A 17283-nucleotide genomic window follows, 5' to 3' on the forward strand; every position below is an offset into this window, starting at 1 on the left:
GCGAAAGGCGTCAAGACGTTGACACCTGTCAGGCGATTGACACTGTTGCAGTCTTCGCCGCCGGGACCGTTGCAGCGATCGTGCCGCCGCCGAGGACGCGCGACCCCGCATAGATCACCGCCGCCTGCCCCGGCGCGACGCCGAATTCTGGGTCGTCGAATGTCAGCAATGGCGTTGTGCCGCCGGTCAGGACCGCACCGGCCGCCGTCGCCATCGATCGGACCTTGACCGCGACATGCTCGTCCGAAGCGTCGTCCGCCGCTCGATCCCCCAGCCAGTTGAAGTCGGCGAGGGTCACGCCCGAAACCGCGAGCGCGGCGCGCGGGCCGACGATGACCTCGCGGCGCGGCGCATCGATGCCGACGACATACAGGGGCTCGGGCAAGCCGCCGAGTTCGAGCCCGCGCCGCTGGCCGATCGTATAGCCGACGATCCCGGCATGCCGCCCAAGCACCCGCCCGGCACGGTCGACGATATCGCCCGGGGCATCGGCCTCGGGCCGGACCCGTCGCACGACCGAGGCATAGTCTCCCCCGGGCACAAAGCAGATGTCCTGGCTATCGGGCTTGGCCGCGACGCTCAGTCCGAGCCGGACGGCGTGCGCCCGAACCTCGGCCTTGGTCAGCCCGCCGAGCGGAAAGCGCAGATAGTCGAGCTGCTCGCGAGTGGTCGCGTAAAGAAAATAGCTCTGGTCCTTCGCCGGATCGATCCCGCGATGCAGTTCGGCGCCGTGATGTCCCTCGATCCGCCGGACGTAATGACCAGTCGCGAGACACTCGGCGCCAAGATCGCGGGCAACTGCGAGCAGGTCGCGGAATTTAACCGTCTGGTTGCAGCGAATGCACGGCACCGGGGTCTCGCCGCGCAGGTAAGAATCGGCAAATTCCTCGACCACCGCGTCACGAAACCTGGATTCATAGTCGAGAACATAATGCGCGATGCCGAGCTGGTCGGCGACGCGCCGGGCGTCGGCGATATCCGCCCCGGCACAACAAGCTCCTGCACGCGCGCGCGCTGCGCCGTCGTCGTAAAGTTGGAGTGTAATACCAATTGTTTCATGGCCGGCCTCCGCACACATCGCCGCAACGACCGAAGAGTCGACCCCTCCCGACATCGCCACGACTATACGAGTTCTAGCAGTCGGCAATCTTAACTGTTCCTCAACCATAAAAAGGATTGAATAGGGGTCAATCATGTCTAATATTTATCTCACATGAACTGTAGCTTATTGATGTACGGTGTCGTACATAGTGTAGATTAGCTTAAACGGGAATTTCCAATGCCCCAACGCATTGCTACCGACGATGGCCTTTCCGCAGTCGACCGGATGCCCCCATCCGATACCAAACGGTGGGTCGCGAGCCGCAAGGCCGATGTCGTTCGCGGGATTCGCGAAGGCGTTGTAACCCGGACCGAGGCCTGCACCCGCTACAGCTTGAGCGACGAAGAACTTCGGTTGTGGGAGCGCGCGATCGACGCCGCCGGCACGCCGGGCCTCCGTGTCACGCGCGTGCAGGTATATCGTGAAGTTTTCGAAAGCCGACATTAGGCCGTATCGGCCATAATTGGCAATATTTTCAGGATTTAGCTGTCTTCATTGGCAAATACTGTATTTGGCATAGTTAAGCTTCTTTACTCGGACGGGAAAATGAGTTTAGCTGATGGTGCGCCGCGGCACGGTGGGATGCTCCGGCTAGTGAAAGGGTGGTCATGCGCGTACTGCTGATCGAAGATGACAAGTTAATGGCGCGAGCCGTGACACTGATGCTAAGCGGGGTCGGCGTCGAGCACGAAACTGTATCCGAGGGAGAGGCAGCGATTGAGCTGGCTCGACTGTACGATTACGATGCGATCCTTCTCGATCTCACCCTTCCCGATGTCCATGGCTATGAAGTGCTGCGGCGGATGCGGCTGGCGCGGATCACGACGCCGGTGATGATCCTGTCGGGCGATGCCGAGACAGCGACCAAGGTCAGCGGCTTCGGCTTCGGTGCCGACGACTATGTCACCAAGCCGTTCCAGCGTGACGAACTCGTTGCCCGCCTCCACGCGCTCGTCCGCCGCTCGAAGGGGCATGCGGAATCGATCATCCGCACCGGCGCGATGGCGATCGACCTGTCGGCTCGCCTCGTCACCGTCGACAACCATCGTGTCGCGCTGACCGGCAAGGAATATTCGATCCTCGAATTGCTCTCGCTCCGCAAGGGCATGACGTTGACGAAGGAAATGTTCCTGACGCATCTCTATGGTGGTCGCGACGAGCCCGAGCTCAAGATCATCGACGTCTTCGTCTGCAAGCTCCGCAAGAAGCTGGCGACTGCAGGCGACAATGCCGCGACGTGCATCGAAACCGTGTGGGGCCGCGGCTACGCGCTGCGCGATCCCGAACGCACCGATACCGTCGTCGCGCAAGTCGCGTAAATCTGGTTATTCACCCGCGCCGGAGGGCCGGCGCGGGTGAGCCAATGCGCGGAACACACCGCGTAACGTCCTGACTTCATTGTCACTGAAGGCCGGGCGCGTCAGCAGGTTGCGCAATAGGCGCTTCGCGATCGCGACCCGCGTCGTCGTCCCATAATAGCCCGCCGCTTCGAGATCGGCATCAACAGCGACAATCAATCGCTCGAGATCGGCATGCAGCGCCGGCCCCTCATAGTTGACGAAAGCGGTCGCCGGTGTGGCATCACCCGCACGAAACCACTCGTAAGCGTTGATCAACACCGCCTGCGCAAGGTTGAGCGAACCGAAATCCGGATTGACCGGGATCGTCAGAATCGAATGCGCCAGCGCAAGGTCGTCGGTTTCAAGCCCCGACCGTTCGGGACCGAACATCAACCCGCTCGGCTCGCGACGATCGCGCGTCTCGCTCGCCGCCTGCGCCGGGGTCACGACCGGACGCGTCAGCGCGCGATTACGCAGCGTCGTCGCATAGACGAAGTTGAGATCGGCGACCGCCGCCGCGACCGTCTCGAACACCCGCGCGTCGGCAAGCAGTTGATCGGCGCCGCTCGCCGACGGCCCAGCGTCGGGGTTCGGCCAGCCATCACGCGGCGCGACGAGGCGCAGGTCGGTCAGCCCGAAGTTAAGCATCGCCCGCGCACATGCCCCTATGTTCGCGCCGAGTTGCGGGCGGACGAGGATGACGGCGGGCGGCGGCGATCCGGCTGTGTTCACTCCGCCTCGCCGACGAGGCGCGGCAGCGGGCGTTCGATTTTGTCGGGGGCTGCCTTGTCGAGCGCGGTATTACCGACGCCGAGCGCGCCCGCGAAGGTTTCGAAATCGCGCGCCTCGCGAAAGTCGCGGTAAACACTGGCGAATCGGATGTACGCGACGGGATCGAGCGCCTGCAGCCCCTCCATCACCATCTCGCCGACCAGCCCGACGCCGAGCTCGGCCTCGCCCGATGATTCGAGTCGCCGGACGACGCCGTTGACCAGCCGCTCGATCCGCTGCGGCTCCATCGGACGTTTGCGGCACGCGATCTCGATCGACTTGGCGAGTTTGTCGCGATCGAAAACCTCGCGCTTGCCCGACTTCTTGACGACGATCATCTCGCGCAGCTGGATGCGTTCGAATGTGGTGAAACGCGCCCCGCAGGCGGGGCATTGGCGCCGCCGTCGGATCGCGCCGCCGTCCTCGGTCGGACGGCTATCCTTCACCTGGCTGTCGTCGTTGGCGCAGAAGGGGCAGCGCACGACCTGTTACGCAGCCGGATAGATCGGGAAGCGCGCGCACAACGCCCGGACGCGGACGTTGACCGCCGCCTCGACCGCGTGGTTGCCGCCTTCGCCGTTCGCCGCAAGTCCGTCTAAAACATCGGCAATCATGTCGCCGATCGCGCCGAACTCAGCGATGCCGAAGCCGCGGGTCGTGCCGGCGGGGGAGCCGACGCGGATGCCGCTCGTCTTGGTCGGTGGCAGCGGATCGAACGGGATGCCGTTCTTGTTGCACGTTATGCCCGCGCGCTCGAGTGCTTCGTCGGCATCTTTACCGGTGAGGTTCTTTGGGCTGAGGTCGATCAGCGCCAGATGCGTGTCGGTCCCCCCCGCGACGACGGCGCAGCCGCGCGCGACGAGCTTCGCCGCGAGCACCTGCGCGTTGGTCACGACGGCGCGGGCGTAGTCCTTGAATTCAGGGCGCAAAGCCTCGCCGAATGCAACCGCCTTGGCGGCGATAACATGCATCAGCGGACCACCCTGCATCCCCGGGAACACCGCCGAATTGAACTTCTTGCCAAGGTCAACATCGTTCGACAGAATCATCCCGCCGCGCGGCCCGCGCAACGTCTTGTGGGTCGTCGTTGTAACCACATGGGCGTGCGGCAGCGGGCTCGGATGGATGCCGGCGGCGACGAGACCGGCGAAGTGCGCCATGTCTACCATTAGTAGTGCCCCGACCGAATCGGCGATCGCGCGGAATCGGGCAAAATCGATCACCCGCGGATACGCCGAACCGCCCGCGATGATCAGCTTCGGCCGATGCTTTTCGGCGAGTTCTGCAACCGCGTCATAGTCGATCAGATGGTCTTCCCGGCGCACGCCGTACTGGACCGCGTTGAACCATTTGCCCGACATCGACGGCGCCGCACCGTGGGTCAAATGCCCGCCGGCGTCGAGCGACATGCCGAGAATCGTCTCGCCCGGCTTGACCAGCGCGAGCATCACCGCGCCGTTCGCCTGTGCGCCCGAATGCGGCTGGACGTTGGCATAGGCGCAATCGAACAGCGCCTTGGCGCGGTCGATCGCCAGCGTCTCGACGATATCCGACGGCGCGCAGCCCTGGTAATAGCGCTTGCCCGGATAACCCTCGGCGTACTTGTTGGTGAAAATCGACCCCTGCGCGTCGAGCACGGCGCGGCTGACGATGTTCTCCGACGCGATCAGCTCGATCTGATTCTGCTGCCGGTCGAGCTCCATCGCGATCGCGCGGGCAATCTCGCCCTCGACCGGATCGCTAAAGAATCCTTCGTAACCAGCGACTTGCGGTGCTACCTGGGCAGTGGTGCGAACGGCGGCGGGGCTCATTCGGCGGCCTCTTCATAGACGGGCTGCGACAGTTTGGCGACGCGGTCGGCATGACGCCCGCCGCCGTAGCTCGTGCTGAGAAACTGGCGGACGCAGTCGCGCGCGACCTCGATGCCGACAATCCGGCTGCCGAGCGCCATGACGTTCGCGTCGTTATGCTCGCGCGCCAGTCGCGCCATCAGCCCGCTCGTGCACAAGGCCGCGCGGACGCCGGGGTCGCGGTTGGCGGCGATCGTCATGCCGATGCCGGTGCCGCAAACGAGGATGCCGCGCGCCGCATCGCCGCGCGTGACCGCGCGACCGACCGCGAAACCGAAGTCGGGATAGTCGACCGACACCTCGCTGTTGGTCCCGAGGTCGAGGACGTCGTAACCCATCTTGCCGAGGTCGGCGGCGAGGACCGCCTTCATCGCGAAGCCGGCATGATCGGCACCGATGGCAATAATTTCACGCGGCATGTCTTCGCCCGGTTGCTGAAAGGGAGCCTACCATATCTAGTATCGAGCAGCGAATGGCAAAGTGAAACTCGGTTATCCTGACCGCCGCGCGCACATCGCCCGCACATCGATGTAACACCGGCCGCGCGACGCCGCCGCATCAGCGCGCCAGGCAATCACCGTCGCCGATCACGAGCGCGGCCAGCTTGACCGTCGCGGTCGGTCGGTTAGGATCGATGCACCAATATTTAAGGGGCGGCTTGAGCCAATACGACGCCTCTGCTTTCAACACGGAATTGCGTCGGCTCGGATCCCCAGCGGCGTGCGCGTCACTGTTTCGCGCGGCGATCCAGCCGCACGGCCTCGACACGTTCGCCTGCGGCGAGGTCGACCTCGCCGATCGCGACCGTACAGTCTTTTACATCATCGACTGGCCCGATGCGTGGACGCGCTTCTATGTCGGGACCGGGATGATCGACCGCGATCCGCTGGTCGACGCGCTCGCCACCCGCCGCGAGCCGTTTACATGGGCCGACCTCCGCGCCGACCGCGCGCTGGCGCGTGCCGGCGGTGCGGCGCTCGACGCGGCAGCGGCAGCGGGGTGGGTCGACGGCCTCGTCGTGCCGTTGCCGACGGTCGGAACACGCGCCGGGCTCGTCAGCATGGTGGGGCACCGCGAGATCGCCGACCCGGCCCTCCGTGCCTACCTCTGCCTGATCGCGACTTGCCTCCAAAGCTACGTCCGGACACTCGTCGCGAAACACGGCTTTGCCATGCCGCCGATGGGCCTGACCGAGCGGGAGATAGCCAGCTTGCGGCTTGTCGCCCGGGGCAAATCGGACGCCGCGATCGCGAGCGAGCTCGGCGTCGCGGTATCGACCGCGCACGAGTTCGTCGAGAAGGCAAAACGGCGGCTCAAGGCGCGGACGCGAGCTGAAATGGTCGCGACGGCAGCGTCGTTCGGCATCATCGACATCTAAAAGGTCAGTCAAAAAGGTGAACATGACATTAACGTTAACCCTCTGATCGGAGGGTTCCAGCCATCGGACGGGGCCAATAGGGTCGACGAAGATCAGCCTCGCCAAGGAATTATCCGATGTCTCGCCTCCACAAGTCGCTCACCATCGGTCTCTCGGTCCTTGCCCTCACCGTCGCAGCGAACGCCGGTGCCGCGACGCTCAAGGCGAGCTACTTCTTCGACAACACGCTCGCATCGTCGACCGCCGGCGCACCCGACCTCGTCGCGATCGACCCGTCGGGGACGAGCGGCTTCGTCACCGACACCGTCTACGGCAATTCGCGGCAGGTGTTTCATGTCGGCGGAACCAACGCCAACGCCAACCAGGGCGGCCTCGCGTTCAACAGCACCGGCCTACTGACGAGCGACAGCTACTCGGTCGCGCTGACCTTCGAATTCTTCGACCGCGCCAACGCGTGGCGACGGATCCTCGACGTCACCAACCGGACTTCGGACGCTGGTTTCTACGTCGACCCGGGCAACCAGCTCGATGTCTATCCCATCAGCGGCAGCAGCGTCGCCTTCACCAATGACGTCTATCGCAACGTCGCGCTGACCGTCGGTCCCGCGGGCCCGAACAACGTCACCGGCTATATCGACGGCATCGGCTCATTCACGACGACGACGAACACCCTCGATTTGCTACCGGGCGGGCTGATCAACCTGTTCATCGACAACAATATGGGCGGTGGCCAAGGTGAATGGTCGACTGCGAACATTGCTTCGGCGCGCTTCTACGACGGCGTCCTGACCGCTGCCGAAGTCGGCGCGATCAACCACGATCCCGTGACGCCGCCCCCGGTCGGCGGCGTGCCCGAGCCGGCGTCATGGGCGATGATGCTGGTCGGCTTCGGGTCGATCGGAACGGTGCTGCGGAGGCGGACGATGACGGGCCCCGCCATCACGGCGTGAGGTAACAAATCCGGCGATCGGGATAACCGGTCGCGGTAACGAGCGGGTGGGCAAGCGAGCGGGCGGCGGGCGCGCGATTCCTGGGGGATAGGGATCGCGCGCCCGGACGCCGTTTGTCGTGCACGTCATTTGGGCTTTATGGGCCGACCAACTTCTTCGAACACAGTCGTCATCCGTGTCTCAAGCCGACACTCCCTGCATTACGCTATCGTCTCCGCGAAACCGGAGGCCTCAGTCCTGCAGTTTCACCGACTTTGGGTCCAGTTGTCGCGGGGATGACAGCACTCTGCGGAGGGTCTGTGCGAAGGGGCGCCGTTCTGCGGAATAGTGGTGGTCGCAACAAAGGACGGCCGCGCACGTCGTGGCGATGCTCGCCGCGGCGACGGTAAATTGATCATCGGGGCATAAGCGCGAGCGGCCCGGGGCGAACAGATCGTCATACTGGCTAAGGCCGAAGCCCATCTTCGAGCGCAGCGCGGGATTCTATACGTGGCTCGACGTTAGTCCTGACGTTCGCCGAGATGCCGGTCTGTCTTTGCGTACAGCGGACTATCTGCTAACCGCCTAGTGAAGGCGGCGGTCGAGCTCGCTGATCGCGGCGCTGGTCAACCGCGCGGCTTCGGCCGGGTCGTCGTGCGCGACGATGATGCGCCGCGCCGCCGCAGTGGCGAAGTCGACGGCCTGCGCGCGGACCGAGGCTTCGGCAGCGCGTTCGGCAGCAGCGATCTTGGTTTCGGCCATCGCGGTGCGGCGGGCGATCACCGCTTCGGCCTGGCGCTGCGCGTCGGCGACGATCGCAGCGGCTTCGGTCTTGGCGGTCGACAGGATGTGCTCGGCGTCGTGGCTCGCGGTTTCGGCCTTCGCCTTATACCCGGCGAGGAGTGCCTCGGCTTCGGCGCGCAGCCGCTTGGCTTCGTCGAGGTCGGCGCGGACCTTGGTCGCGCGCCCGTCGAGCGCCTCGGCGATCATCTTCGGAACTTTGACGTAGAGCAAAAGGCCGACGAAAATCACGAAGGCGATCGCGATATAGCCCTCGGCATTGAGCCCGAGCCACTTCAACTCATGCGGCTGCTCGGTGCCGCCGGTGGTGGCGGCGCCGGCGATTTCGGGGACGGGTTCGGCCATTCTGGTGATCCTTACGCCGCGACCGCAGCCACGGTAGCAGCGACTTCGTCGGCAGCCGGACGGCGTCCGGTCAGACGCTCGACGATGTCGGCGGTCGCGTCTTCGGCAACGATGCGCAGGTTGGCGAGCGCCTCGCCCTTCGCGGCTTCGATGCGCGCGGCGGCACCGGCGGTCTTGGCTGCAAGCTCGGCCTCGACCGCCTTGAGCTTCGCCGCAGTCTCGCCCGACGTCGCCGTCTTGGCGTCACCAGCGAGCTTCATCGCCGCTGCGCGCGCGGTCGCCAGCGTCGCCTCATATTCGGCGATCACCGCGCCCGCGCTCGATTTCGCCATCTCGGCGTGGTTGAGATCGTCGCCGATCACCCCCGCGCGGTTGAGCGCGACGCGCTCGACCTTGGGCAGCGACGCGCGAACGATCAGGTACAGGATCGCGAAGACCGCGATCAGCCACGCGATCTGCGGAACCGCTACCGAAGGATCAAATTGAGGCATTCCGCCCTCCCCTCGTGATCGCTGGTCTTAGACGACGAACAGCAGGATCAGCGCGACGAGGAACGAGAAGATGCCGAGCGCTTCGGTCACGGCGAAGCCGAACAGCAGGTTCGGGCGCTGCGAGTTGGCGGCGGCGGGGTTGCGGAGCGCGCCCTGGAGGAACAGGCCGAAGATGATGCCAACGCCCAGAGCGGCGAGACCCATCCCGAAAGTGGCGATGCCGGCTCCGATGAGCTTGGCGGCGGTTGCGTCCATATTCAGTCCCTTAGTGCGAGAGGTTGATCGAGTCGTTGAGGTAGACACACGTCAGCAGCGCGAAGACATACGCCTGCACGACGGCGACGAGCAATTCGAGCGCATAGAGCGCGACGTTCATCATCAGCGGCAGTATGCCAAGCAGCCAGAAGGCGCCGCCGGCAAGGCCGAGGCTGACGATGAACCCGGCGAAGACCTGGAGCAGGATATGCCCCGCGGTCATGTTGGCGAACAGGCGGACAGACAGGGTCAGCGGACGCGATACGAACGAGATCAGTTCGATCAGGACGATCAGCGGCAGCAGGATGACCGGGGTCTGCGGCGGCACGAACAGCTCGAAGAAGTGCAGCCCGTGCTTGGCGAAGCCGATGCCGACGCACAGCAGGAAGATGAACGCGGCGAACGCGAAGGTCACCCAGATGTGGCTGGTGACAGCAAAGGCGAACGGCAACAATCCGAGGATGTTGGCGAACAGGATGAAGACGAACAGCGCAAAGATGAAGGGCACATAGGCGCGGCCCTTGAGCCCGATATTCTCGTCGACCATGCCGACGACGAATTCGTGGACCATCTCGACCGCCGACTGCCATCGGCCGGGAACGAGCGTCGCGCGGCGCATGCCAAGCGTCAGGAACGCCCACACGCCGACCAGCGTAATCAGCATGAACAGCGACGCGTTGGTGAACGACACGTCGTAGCCGAGCGTCGTCGCCGGAACCATCCGGTGGATTTCGAACTGTTCGAGCTGCGGACGGACCAACTTCAATCCTCGACTTCATCTGGAACCGATGGGGGGATCGGTTGCGCATCGACCAGTTTCTGCTCGGCACCAACCGCGCGAAACAGACTGATGAACCCCGCTGCCAGCCCCAGCAGCATGAACAACAGCAACAACCACGGCTTGGTGCCCAACCATTTGTCGAGCTGCCAGCCGATGGCGCTGCCAACGACAGTCGTGATCACGATTTCCAGTGCAAAGCGGAAACCCTGACCCATGGCTCCACTCGCCACCCGCATCGGGTCCACCGGGTTATGCCGCGCCTTGGCCTCGGCCAGGCGAGCTTCGAGAGACTCGAGCTCGTCGGTCGGACGCGGGCGGCTCACCGGGTTTCCTCTGACGGATGGCGGGAATAGCCCCGCACAGCCCCGCCGGTTGCCCGCCGAAGCCCGGTCCGTCTAGGGATGGGGGGTTGGAGTGTCAACCTTTTGCCCTTTTCCCCAGCCCGGCCGCTCACTCCGCCGCCGCCAGCAGGTGTTCGGCGGCGCGCAGGTCGACCGACACGAGCTGGCTGACCCCGGGCTCGGCCATCGTTACACCATACAGCCGGTGCATCCGGCTCATCGTCACGGCATTGTGGGTGACGATGAGGAAGCGCGTGCGCGTCGTTTCGGCCATGCGGTCGAGCAGGTCGCAGAAGCGCTCGACGTTGGCGTCGTCCAATGGCGCATCGACCTCGTCGAGCACGCACAGCGGCGACGGGGTCGTCAGGAATAGCGCGAAGATCAGCGCGGTTGCGGTCAACGCCTGCTCGCCGCCCGACAGCAAGGTCAACGATTGCAGCTTCTTGCCCGGCGGTTGCGCCATGATCTCGAGCCCGGCTTCGAGCGGATCGTCCGATTCGATCAGCGCGAGATGCGCCGCGCCGCCGGCGAACAACGTCCCGAACAGCGTCCGGAAATGGCCGTCGACCGCCTCGAACGCCGCGACGAGACGGACCCGCCCCTCGCGGTTGAGCGCGCCGATGCTGCCGCGCAGCCGGGCGACGGCGGTGTCGAGTTCTGCGCGCTCGGCGGCCGACCCCTCGCTCGTCGCGGCGAGTTCGGCGAGTTCGAGGTCTGCGCGCAGGTTGACCGGGCCGATGCGGTCGCGCTCGACGGTCAGCGTCTCGAAGTCATGCGCGAGCGCCACCGGATCGCCCGCGACGTCGACCCCGAGCATCGGCGGCGAGCAGGCGAAACGGTCGCCGCATTGCGCCTCGATCTCGCGGGTTCGCGTTCCGGAGTGCTCGGCGTCGGCGGCAGCGCGGGCGCGGGCCTCGCGCGCGGTGGCCAGCGTTTCCGCGACGGTGCGCGCCTCGGCGTCGAGGCTCCGCGACCCGGCCTCGGCGGTGGCAAGCGCATCAGCGGCAGAACGCCGGGCGGCATCGGCGGCGGCACCGCGCGTCGCCAGCGCGGCGAGTTCGGCGGCGATCTCCAGAGGGCGCGAAGCGAGGGTTGCCGCCTCGGCATCCCCGGCGGCGACGCGCGTATCGAGCTCGGCAATCTGCGCAGCGCTCGCGGCGGCGCGGCGGGTCCACGCGGTCCGATCGGCGGCGATCGCGGCGCTCCGCGCGGCAGCGGCGTCGAGGTCGCGGGCGAGCGTCGCGTGGTCGGCGCGGGCGCGGGCGAGCGTGGCGCGGGCGGTCTCTGCGGCGGCGCGGGCGGCAGTCACCGCTGCGGCGAGGCCGGGGAGCCCGGTGATTTCGGCTGCGGCAGCGCGCGCGGCGTCGACTTCGCGGGCGAACCCGGCGGCATCGTCGCGCAGACGGGCGATCGTGGCGTCACTCGCCTCGCGCTTGGCAGTCGCGCGGTCGCGCTCGGTGGTCGCGGCGGCGAGCGCGGCTCGGGCGGAATCGTGCGCGCGGTCGGCGGTGGTGCGTTCGGTGCGGGCTGAGCGCTCAGCCTCGCTGGCTGTCCGGGCAGCGGTTTCGGCGGCGGCGAGCGCGGTTCGAGCGTCGGCGAGCTCGGCCTCGGCGGGGAGCAGGTCGGCGGCGACGGCGGCGAGGCGGTTGCGCTGGATCAGCCGCTCGGCGGTCGCGACCCCCTGCCCGCCGAACGCGCGAAACCCGTCCCAGCGCCACATCCTGCCGTCGCGGGTGACGAGCCGCTGGCCGGGGAGCAACGCCGCCGCAAGCCTGGGAGCATCTTCAGACGAAGCGATGCCGGTCGCCGCGAGCCGCCGTGCGAGTTCGGGCGGCGCTGTGCAGTTGAGCGGCTCAACCCCGTCGGGCAGCGGCGCATCGTCACCCGGAGCGATTGTCCAGAAGCGACCGCTCGCGGCTTCGCCCAGCCCTGCCGAGAGATCGTCGCCGAGCGCCGCCGCAAGCGCGCGTTCGTCGCCCGCTGCAACGCCGATCCGGTCGAGCAGGCTGGTCGACGCCCCTCCCCCCGCGAGCACCCGCGCCAGCGCGTCGCGCTCGGCGGTCAGACCGGCGGCGACGCCGCGTGCGGTCAGGACGGCGGTGTTGGCGGCTTCGCGCGCAGCCTCGGCATTCCGCCGGGCATCGTCGGCCTCGGCGATCGCTGCAATCGCGCGCGCCACCCGCGTTGCGGCCGCGTCGAGCGCCCCCGCCGCCACATCACAGCGCGCATCGAGCCCGGCGGAGTCGATGCCCTCACGGGCTCGGTCGAGCCGGTCGGCCTCACCCGCCGCCCGCGCCCGCCGCGCCTCGGCGTTGGCGAGCGCCGCCTCTGCCGCGCGCGCCGATGCTGCGGCACGGGCATGTGCCTCGATTGCAGTCGACAACGCGCCCTCGGTCGTCGCCGCAGTTCGTTCGGCGCGCTCGACCGCCTTGGCCGCCTCCGGGAGCGCCGCTTTCGCCGTGGCCGCCGTCGCCTCTAGCGCAGACGCCTCGCCCGCCAACCGGTCGAGCGCCCCCGCCGCGTCGCGCGCCATTCCGTCCTCGCGCGCCCGGTCGCGCGCCAGCGTCACCGCCGCCGCCGCAAGATCGCGTGACCGGCGGGCGATCGCCTCTGCCTCCGTCGCCAGCGTCCGCTGCGCCTGGACGAGCACCTGCGCCGCCGCCGCCGCTTCCGCCTCGGCGATCCGTAATTCGGGGAGCGCGACCGCCGCCTCGGCCTGCGCCGTCGCCAGTCGGGCGGCGTCGCGGGTCGCGGCGACGACCGCTGCTTCGGCGGCGGCGGCGGCGGCATGGGCGGCAGCGGCAGCAGCCCGCGCGGCGCTCCACCGCGCGAACAGCAGCGCACCCTCGGCCGCGCGAATGCGATCCGACAGCGCGCGATACCGCTCGGCGGTGCGGGCCTGCCGCTTGAGCGCCGCCGCCTGCGCGTCGAGCGCGGCGATGACGTCGTCGAGCCGCAGCAAATTCGCCTCGGTCGCCTTCAACCGAATCTCGGCCTCACGCCTGCGAACGTGGAGCCCCGAGATCCCCGCCGCTTCCTCAAGCAGAATGCGGCGTTCGGCGGGCTTGGCGGCGATGATCGCGCCGATCCGTCCTTGGCTTACGAGCGCGGGCGAATGCGCGCCGGTCGCGGCGTCGGCGAAGAGCAGTTGCACGTCGCGGGCGCGGACGTCGCGCCCGTCGAGCCGGTACGCCGAACCGAGGCCGCGTTCGATCCGGCGGACGACCTCATGGATTTCGCCGTCGTCCTCGACCGTCAGCAGCACCTCGGCGAAGTCGCGCCCGGGCCGCGCGCCGGTGCCGGCGAAGATGACGTCGTCCATGCCGCCACCGCGCAGCGACTTTGCCGACCCCTCACCCATCACCCATCGGATCGCTTCGAGCAGGTTCGACTTGCCGCAGCCGTTAGGCCCGACGACCCCGGTCAGCCCCGGCTCGATCCGCAGCTCGCACGCTTCGACGAACGACTTGAACCCGGCCAGCCTAAGGCGTTGAAACTCCACCCGCCCCCCGGCGCCTCTCCGGCTCTAGCTTACCGCAGCGTCGAGCAGCGGCTTGAGCTTCGCCCAATTCGCGGTATCGACCTGGGTGACGCCGTTGATGACGAAGGTCGGCGTTCCCTGGAGCTTGTACTTGTTCGTCGCCTCGTCGCGGATCGCGGTCAGCGCTGCGATCCCGGCCTTGTCGCTGGTGCACTGATCGAACTTGGCGCGCGTCATCCCGCGCGTCCGCATAAACGCGTCGAGCCCGCCCTGCGCGGCGAATTCGGTGATCTGCTGCTCCTGCGGCAGCGTCGCGAGCTTCTTCTGCACATCATCCGGCAGCGGCTTGGTAAACGGCACCGTCCATACCGCCTGCTGGTCGTAGAACGCGTCGATCAGCTTGAGCGCCGCCGCCGGCTGCTGGCAGCGGACGAGGAGCGACGGCGCGAAATCGACGCCGTTCAGGATGAAGGTGCGGTATTCGTAGCTGACCTTCCCGGTGGCGATATATTTGGCGCGGAGTTCGGGAACGCCCTCATGCGCGAACGCGCCGCAGTGCGAGCAGGTCAGCGAGCCGAATTCGAGCAGCTTGACCTTGGCGTCGGGGTTACCCTGCTTGAACCCGCCCTCGGGGGTCATCGTGACGACATCGAGCCAGTCCTTCGTCGCGGGCGTCGCCGGGGTCGCCTTGGCGGCGGTCGTCGACTTGGTCGGCGCGGCGCTCGACGCCTTGTCGCCGCACGCGGTCAGGGTCAGGGCAGCGAGGGCGGCGGCGGCGATGCTACGGGCGGCAAATGGCATGAGCGCGGGGTTCCTGTGACGCGGGGCGACCGTCAGAATAGCGGCACCTGCACCGCCGCGTCAAAGCGCCATCCGCGACCTTCGCGAATGGCTCAAAGCGCGGCGTCGATCGCCGGCTTGAGCTTCGACCAGTCATAGGCATTGGGCACCGTCTTGCCGTTGATGACGAAGGTCGGGACCGCGGTCAGCCCGTAATTCTTGTCGGCGTCGGTGCGGATGTCCTCGAGCTTGGCGATCCCCGCCTTGTCGCTGGTGCAAGCGTCGAACTTCGCGCGCGGCATCCCCCGGTTCGCCATGAAGGTGTCGAGGCCGCCATTCGCGGCAAATGCACCGATCTGCTGCTCTTGCGGCAGTGCGCTGAGCCGCTTCTGGACGTCGTCGGGGAGCGGCTTGGTGAATGGCAGGGTCCATTGCGGCTGCTGCTCGTAAAAGGCGTCGATCAGCTTGATCGCGGCGGCGGGTGCCTCGCAACGGACGAGCAACGCCGGGGCGAGGTCGACGCCATTGAGCAGGAACGGGCGGTATTCATAGCTGACCTTGCCGGTCGCGACATATTGGCTGCGCAACGTGGGCACGTTGACGCGGGCGAAGGCGGCGCAATGGGGGCAGGTCAACGAGCCGAATTCGAGCAATTTGACCTTGGCGTTCGGATTGCCCTGGCGGAACCCGCCCTCGGGCGTCGCGACGATGACGTCGAGCCAGTTCGCCGCGGCGGGCTTCGCGGTGTTGACCGCCGCCGGTTTCGCGGGCGCGGCGCTCGCCATTCCGCCGGACGCGGCAAGGGCCAGCGACGCGGCGAGGACGATCGGCAGTGAACGGAAACGCGGGGTCATGGACGGGCACTTTCGGCAGATAACGTGCCGGCTCACGATACAGGCGAAGCCGAGGCGGCGTCAAAGGTGGCGGCGGCATCGAGGCATGGTATTATCGTCGCTCCAGTAAGGGCCGAGCCATGCTTCACGACCACCGCGCCGAAATCTTCGCCGGCCTGCGCCCGCTGTCGAGCCTCAGCCATCCGCGCGAGATGATCCGCCAGTTCACGCCGAACTGGTTCGCTGCCACGATGGGGACCGGTATCCTCGCGCTGATGCTCGCGCAATTTCCGTTCGCGGTGCCGGGCCTGCGCGGGATTGGGCAAGGACTGTGGCTGCTCGATATCGTCCTGTTCATCGTTTTCAGCGGGTTGTACGCCGCGCGCTGGATCATGTTCGGCAGCGAGGCACGGCGGATCTTCGGCCATTCGATCGTGTCGATGTTCATCGGGACGATCCCGATGGGGCTGGCGACGATCATCAACGGGCTGCTCGCGTTCGGCCTGCCGCTGTGGGGTCCCGGCGTCGTCCCGGTCGCCGAGGCGTTGTGGTGGCTCGACATCGCGCTCGCGGTCGTGATCGGCGTCGGCATCCCGTATCTGATGTTCACCCGGCAGGATCACAGCGTCGACCAGATGACCGCGGTGTGGCTCCTCCCGGTCGTCGTCGCCGAGGTCGCCGCGGTCACCGGGGGGTTGCTCGCGCCGCACCTCGCCGCCGCCGATCGCTTCCCGACGCTCGTCGCGAGCTATGTCCTGTGGGGCTATTCGGTGCCGCTCGCGTTCGGCATCCTCGCGATCCTGATTTTGCGGATGGCGCTGTACAAACTGCCGCCGTCGAGCATGGCGTCGTCGAGCTGGCTCGCACTCGGCCCGATCGGGACCGGAGCGCTCGGCATGGTCGTCCTCGGGCAAGCGGCACCGGCGATCTTCGGCGCGGCCGGGTTCGCCGAGGCCGGGCACGTCGCCGCTGCCGGCGGGCTGATCGTCGCGACGATCCTGTGGGGCTTCGGCCTGTGGTGGCTGCTCCTCGGGACGCTGATCACCGCGCGCTATGCCCGGTCGGGGGTGCCGTTCAACCTCGGCTGGTGGGGCTATATCTTCCCGCTCGGCGTCTATGCGCTCGCGACGATCCGTCTCGGCGCGACGCTCCACCTCGGCGGATTGTCGATCTTTGGCGCGCTGCTGACCGTCGTCGTCGGACTATTGTGGGTGCTCGTCGCCGCGCGGACGATCGACGGCGGCTGGAAGGGCCATTTGTTCGTCTCGCCGTGCATCGCCAAGGTCGACTAGCTGATCTTGGGGATCCCGCGCGTCGACGACAGAGCGCGCGCCAGCGATTCGAGGCTGGCGCGGAGGTCGGGATCGGCGATGTCGCGCAAGGTGGTCGTCGTTTCCGCCGACAGCGGGTGCTCGGTGACCGTCGCGCGCCGGACCGTCGCGGGCAGGTCGCCGTGGCGCAGCGCGACGCGCGACACGGCGGCGTAACCGAAGTAGCGGTTGACCCGTTCGATGACCTGCGGCTCGACGTGCTTGAGCATCGGCGCGAACGCCCCGGTGACGCAGACCTTGAGCGTCCCGCCGCTCTTCTTGCCGACCGGGAAGGCGATCGATTCGGGGGTCGAGTAGCGCGCATATTGCTCGCCGACGATCTCGGCCCAGCGCGCGACAACCTCGTTCTGCATGAAGCCGAAGCGGCGGAACGCGGCGCCGCCGACCTTGGGGACGAGTTCGCTGACCGCGCGCGCGGACCGGCCCTTCCGCGGCGGTGTCGATTCGGTTTCGGCCATGCGCTCGCTATGCCAT

The 17283-nt window shown here is 67.2% G+C and carries 19 protein-coding genes; 5 read left to right on the top strand and 14 right to left on the bottom strand.

The window, feature by feature from the left end; all coding sequences use genetic code 11:
* Positions 1-28: 28 nt before the first annotated feature.
* Positions 29-1168: a tRNA 2-thiouridine(34) synthase MnmA gene (gene mnmA / locus KZX46_RS16910; RefSeq protein WP_219774950.1), complete on the bottom strand. Its 1140-nt coding sequence runs from the start codon at positions 1166-1168 to the stop codon at positions 29-31.
* Positions 1169-1327: 159 nt separating this feature from the next.
* Here mnmA and KZX46_RS16915 point away from each other — a divergent pair, with 159 nt between their 5' ends.
* Both KZX46_RS16915 and KZX46_RS16920 read left to right on the top strand, forming a co-directional pair.
* A complete protein-coding gene (locus KZX46_RS16915; protein ID WP_255602456.1) occupies positions 1328-1549 on the top strand; it encodes a DUF1153 domain-containing protein in 222 nt (73 codons plus the stop codon).
* A gap of 161 nt (positions 1550-1710) precedes the next feature.
* A complete protein-coding gene (locus KZX46_RS16920; RefSeq protein WP_216707958.1) occupies positions 1711-2421 on the top strand; it encodes a response regulator transcription factor in 711 nt (236 codons plus the stop codon).
* Positions 2422-2427: 6 nt separating this feature from the next.
* Here KZX46_RS16920 and KZX46_RS16925 read toward each other — a convergent pair whose 3' ends face one another.
* Genes KZX46_RS16925 through rpiB form a run of 4 tightly spaced genes read right to left on the bottom strand, consistent with a single transcriptional unit; the run spans position 2428 to position 5482 of the window.
* Positions 2428-3174: an RNA methyltransferase gene (locus tag KZX46_RS16925; RefSeq protein WP_219774951.1), complete on the bottom strand. Its 747-nt coding sequence runs from the start codon at positions 3172-3174 to the stop codon at positions 2428-2430.
* Positions 3171-3695, bottom strand: a complete 525-nt coding sequence (gene nrdR / locus KZX46_RS16930) for a transcriptional regulator NrdR (protein ID WP_219774952.1) — start codon at positions 3693-3695, stop codon at positions 3171-3173. The genes KZX46_RS16925 and nrdR overlap by 4 nt, the downstream gene beginning before the upstream one ends.
* Positions 3696-3701: 6 nt before the next feature.
* Entirely contained in the window at positions 3702-5024 is a 1323-nt protein-coding gene (glyA, locus tag KZX46_RS16935) for a serine hydroxymethyltransferase (RefSeq protein WP_219774953.1), read from the bottom strand.
* Complete coding sequence (gene rpiB, locus KZX46_RS16940; protein WP_216707962.1) at positions 5021-5482, bottom strand: ribose 5-phosphate isomerase B; 462 nt, start codon at positions 5480-5482, stop codon at positions 5021-5023. The genes glyA and rpiB overlap by 4 nt, the downstream gene beginning before the upstream one ends.
* Before the next feature lie 239 nt (positions 5483-5721).
* On the opposite strand from rpiB, the gene KZX46_RS16945 reads away from it, so the two are divergent.
* Both KZX46_RS16945 and KZX46_RS22985 read left to right on the top strand, forming a co-directional pair.
* Positions 5722-6441, top strand: coding sequence for a LuxR family transcriptional regulator (locus KZX46_RS16945; RefSeq protein ID WP_219774954.1), 720 nt, complete (start codon positions 5722-5724; stop codon positions 6439-6441).
* Positions 6442-6557: 116 nt separating this feature from the next.
* Positions 6558-7391, top strand: a complete 834-nt coding sequence (locus tag KZX46_RS22985; protein ID WP_226896013.1) for a PEPxxWA-CTERM sorting domain-containing protein — start codon at positions 6558-6560, stop codon at positions 7389-7391.
* A gap of 564 nt (positions 7392-7955) precedes the next feature.
* Here the strand turns inward: KZX46_RS22985 and KZX46_RS16955 are convergent.
* From KZX46_RS16955 to KZX46_RS16990, 8 genes are all read right to left on the bottom strand, one after another.
* Positions 7956-8516, bottom strand: a complete 561-nt coding sequence (locus KZX46_RS16955) for a hypothetical protein (protein WP_219774955.1) — start codon at positions 8514-8516, stop codon at positions 7956-7958.
* A gap of 11 nt (positions 8517-8527) precedes the next feature.
* Positions 8528-9007, bottom strand: a complete 480-nt coding sequence (locus KZX46_RS16960) for an ATPase (RefSeq protein ID WP_219774956.1) — start codon at positions 9005-9007, stop codon at positions 8528-8530.
* 27 nt (positions 9008-9034) lie between these two features.
* Positions 9035-9262: a F0F1 ATP synthase subunit C gene (locus KZX46_RS16965; RefSeq protein ID WP_174272942.1), complete on the bottom strand. Its 228-nt coding sequence runs from the start codon at positions 9260-9262 to the stop codon at positions 9035-9037.
* A 10-nt stretch (positions 9263-9272) separates the two neighbouring features.
* Positions 9273-10022 (bottom strand): F0F1 ATP synthase subunit A, encoded by a 750-nt coding sequence (locus KZX46_RS16970; protein WP_226896014.1) that lies wholly within the window; start codon positions 10020-10022, stop codon positions 9273-9275.
* A 2-nt stretch (positions 10023-10024) separates the two neighbouring features.
* Positions 10025-10366, bottom strand: a complete 342-nt coding sequence (locus KZX46_RS16975) for an AtpZ/AtpI family protein (protein ID WP_216707966.1) — start codon at positions 10364-10366, stop codon at positions 10025-10027.
* Positions 10367-10493: 127 nt separating this feature from the next.
* Positions 10494-13886, bottom strand: coding sequence for a chromosome segregation SMC family protein (locus KZX46_RS16980; protein ID WP_219774957.1), 3393 nt, complete (start codon positions 13884-13886; stop codon positions 10494-10496).
* Positions 13887-13910: 24 nt separating this feature from the next.
* The gene (locus KZX46_RS16985) at positions 13911-14666 is read right to left on the bottom strand and encodes a thioredoxin domain-containing protein (protein WP_219774958.1); all 756 of its coding nucleotides are present in this window, start codon (positions 14664-14666) and stop codon (positions 13911-13913) included.
* Positions 14667-14758: 92 nt separating this feature from the next.
* Positions 14759-15499 carry a thioredoxin domain-containing protein gene (locus tag KZX46_RS16990; RefSeq protein WP_219774959.1) on the bottom strand — a complete coding sequence of 247 codons (741 nt, stop codon included), beginning with the start codon at positions 15497-15499 and terminating at the stop codon, positions 14759-14761.
* Positions 15500-15618: 119 nt separating this feature from the next.
* Here KZX46_RS16990 and KZX46_RS16995 point away from each other — a divergent pair, with 119 nt between their 5' ends.
* Positions 15619-16770, top strand: coding sequence for a TDT family transporter (locus KZX46_RS16995; protein ID WP_219774960.1), 1152 nt, complete (start codon positions 15619-15621; stop codon positions 16768-16770).
* Here the strand turns inward: KZX46_RS16995 and KZX46_RS17000 are convergent.
* Entirely contained in the window at positions 16767-17267 is a 501-nt protein-coding gene (locus KZX46_RS17000; protein WP_219774961.1) for a DUF721 domain-containing protein, read from the bottom strand. The genes KZX46_RS16995 and KZX46_RS17000 overlap by 4 nt on opposite strands.
* Positions 17268-17283: the final 16 nt, after the last annotated feature.

This window comes from Polymorphobacter sp. PAMC 29334 (assembly GCF_019431245.1).
Taxonomy (GTDB): domain Bacteria; phylum Pseudomonadota; class Alphaproteobacteria; order Sphingomonadales; family Sphingomonadaceae; genus Polymorphobacter_B; species Polymorphobacter_B megasporae.

Excerpts from the sequence above, each read along its gene's own strand:
- KZX46_RS16990 (WP_219774959.1), bottom strand. The coding sequence starts at position 15,499 with ATGACCCCGCGTTTCCGTTCACTGCCGATCGTCCTCGCCGCGTCGCTG.
- KZX46_RS16960 (WP_219774956.1), bottom strand. The coding sequence starts at position 9,007 with ATGCCTCAATTTGATCCTTCGGTAGCGGTTCCGCAGATCGCGTGGCTG.
- KZX46_RS16965 (WP_174272942.1), bottom strand. The coding sequence starts at position 9,262 with ATGGACGCAACCGCCGCCAAGCTCATCGGAGCCGGCATCGCCACTTTC.
- KZX46_RS16955 (WP_219774955.1), bottom strand. The coding sequence starts at position 8,516 with ATGGCCGAACCCGTCCCCGAAATCGCCGGCGCCGCCACCACCGGCGGC.
- glyA (WP_219774953.1), bottom strand. The coding sequence starts at position 5,024 with ATGAGCCCCGCCGCCGTTCGCACCACTGCCCAGGTAGCACCGCAAGTC.
- KZX46_RS22985 (WP_226896013.1), top strand. The coding sequence starts at position 6,558 with ATGTCTCGCCTCCACAAGTCGCTCACCATCGGTCTCTCGGTCCTTGCC.
- KZX46_RS17000 (WP_219774961.1), bottom strand. The coding sequence starts at position 17,267 with ATGGCCGAAACCGAATCGACACCGCCGCGGAAGGGCCGGTCCGCGCGC.
- mnmA (WP_219774950.1), bottom strand. The coding sequence starts at position 1,168 with ATGGTTGAGGAACAGTTAAGATTGCCGACTGCTAGAACTCGTATAGTC.
- KZX46_RS16985 (WP_219774958.1), bottom strand. The coding sequence starts at position 14,666 with ATGCCATTTGCCGCCCGTAGCATCGCCGCCGCCGCCCTCGCTGCCCTG.
- rpiB (WP_216707962.1), bottom strand. The coding sequence starts at position 5,482 with ATGCCGCGTGAAATTATTGCCATCGGTGCCGATCATGCCGGCTTCGCG.
- KZX46_RS16915 (WP_255602456.1), top strand. The coding sequence starts at position 1,328 with ATGCCCCCATCCGATACCAAACGGTGGGTCGCGAGCCGCAAGGCCGAT.
- KZX46_RS16920 (WP_216707958.1), top strand. The coding sequence starts at position 1,711 with ATGCGCGTACTGCTGATCGAAGATGACAAGTTAATGGCGCGAGCCGTG.
- KZX46_RS16995 (WP_219774960.1), top strand. The coding sequence starts at position 15,619 with ATGCTTCACGACCACCGCGCCGAAATCTTCGCCGGCCTGCGCCCGCTG.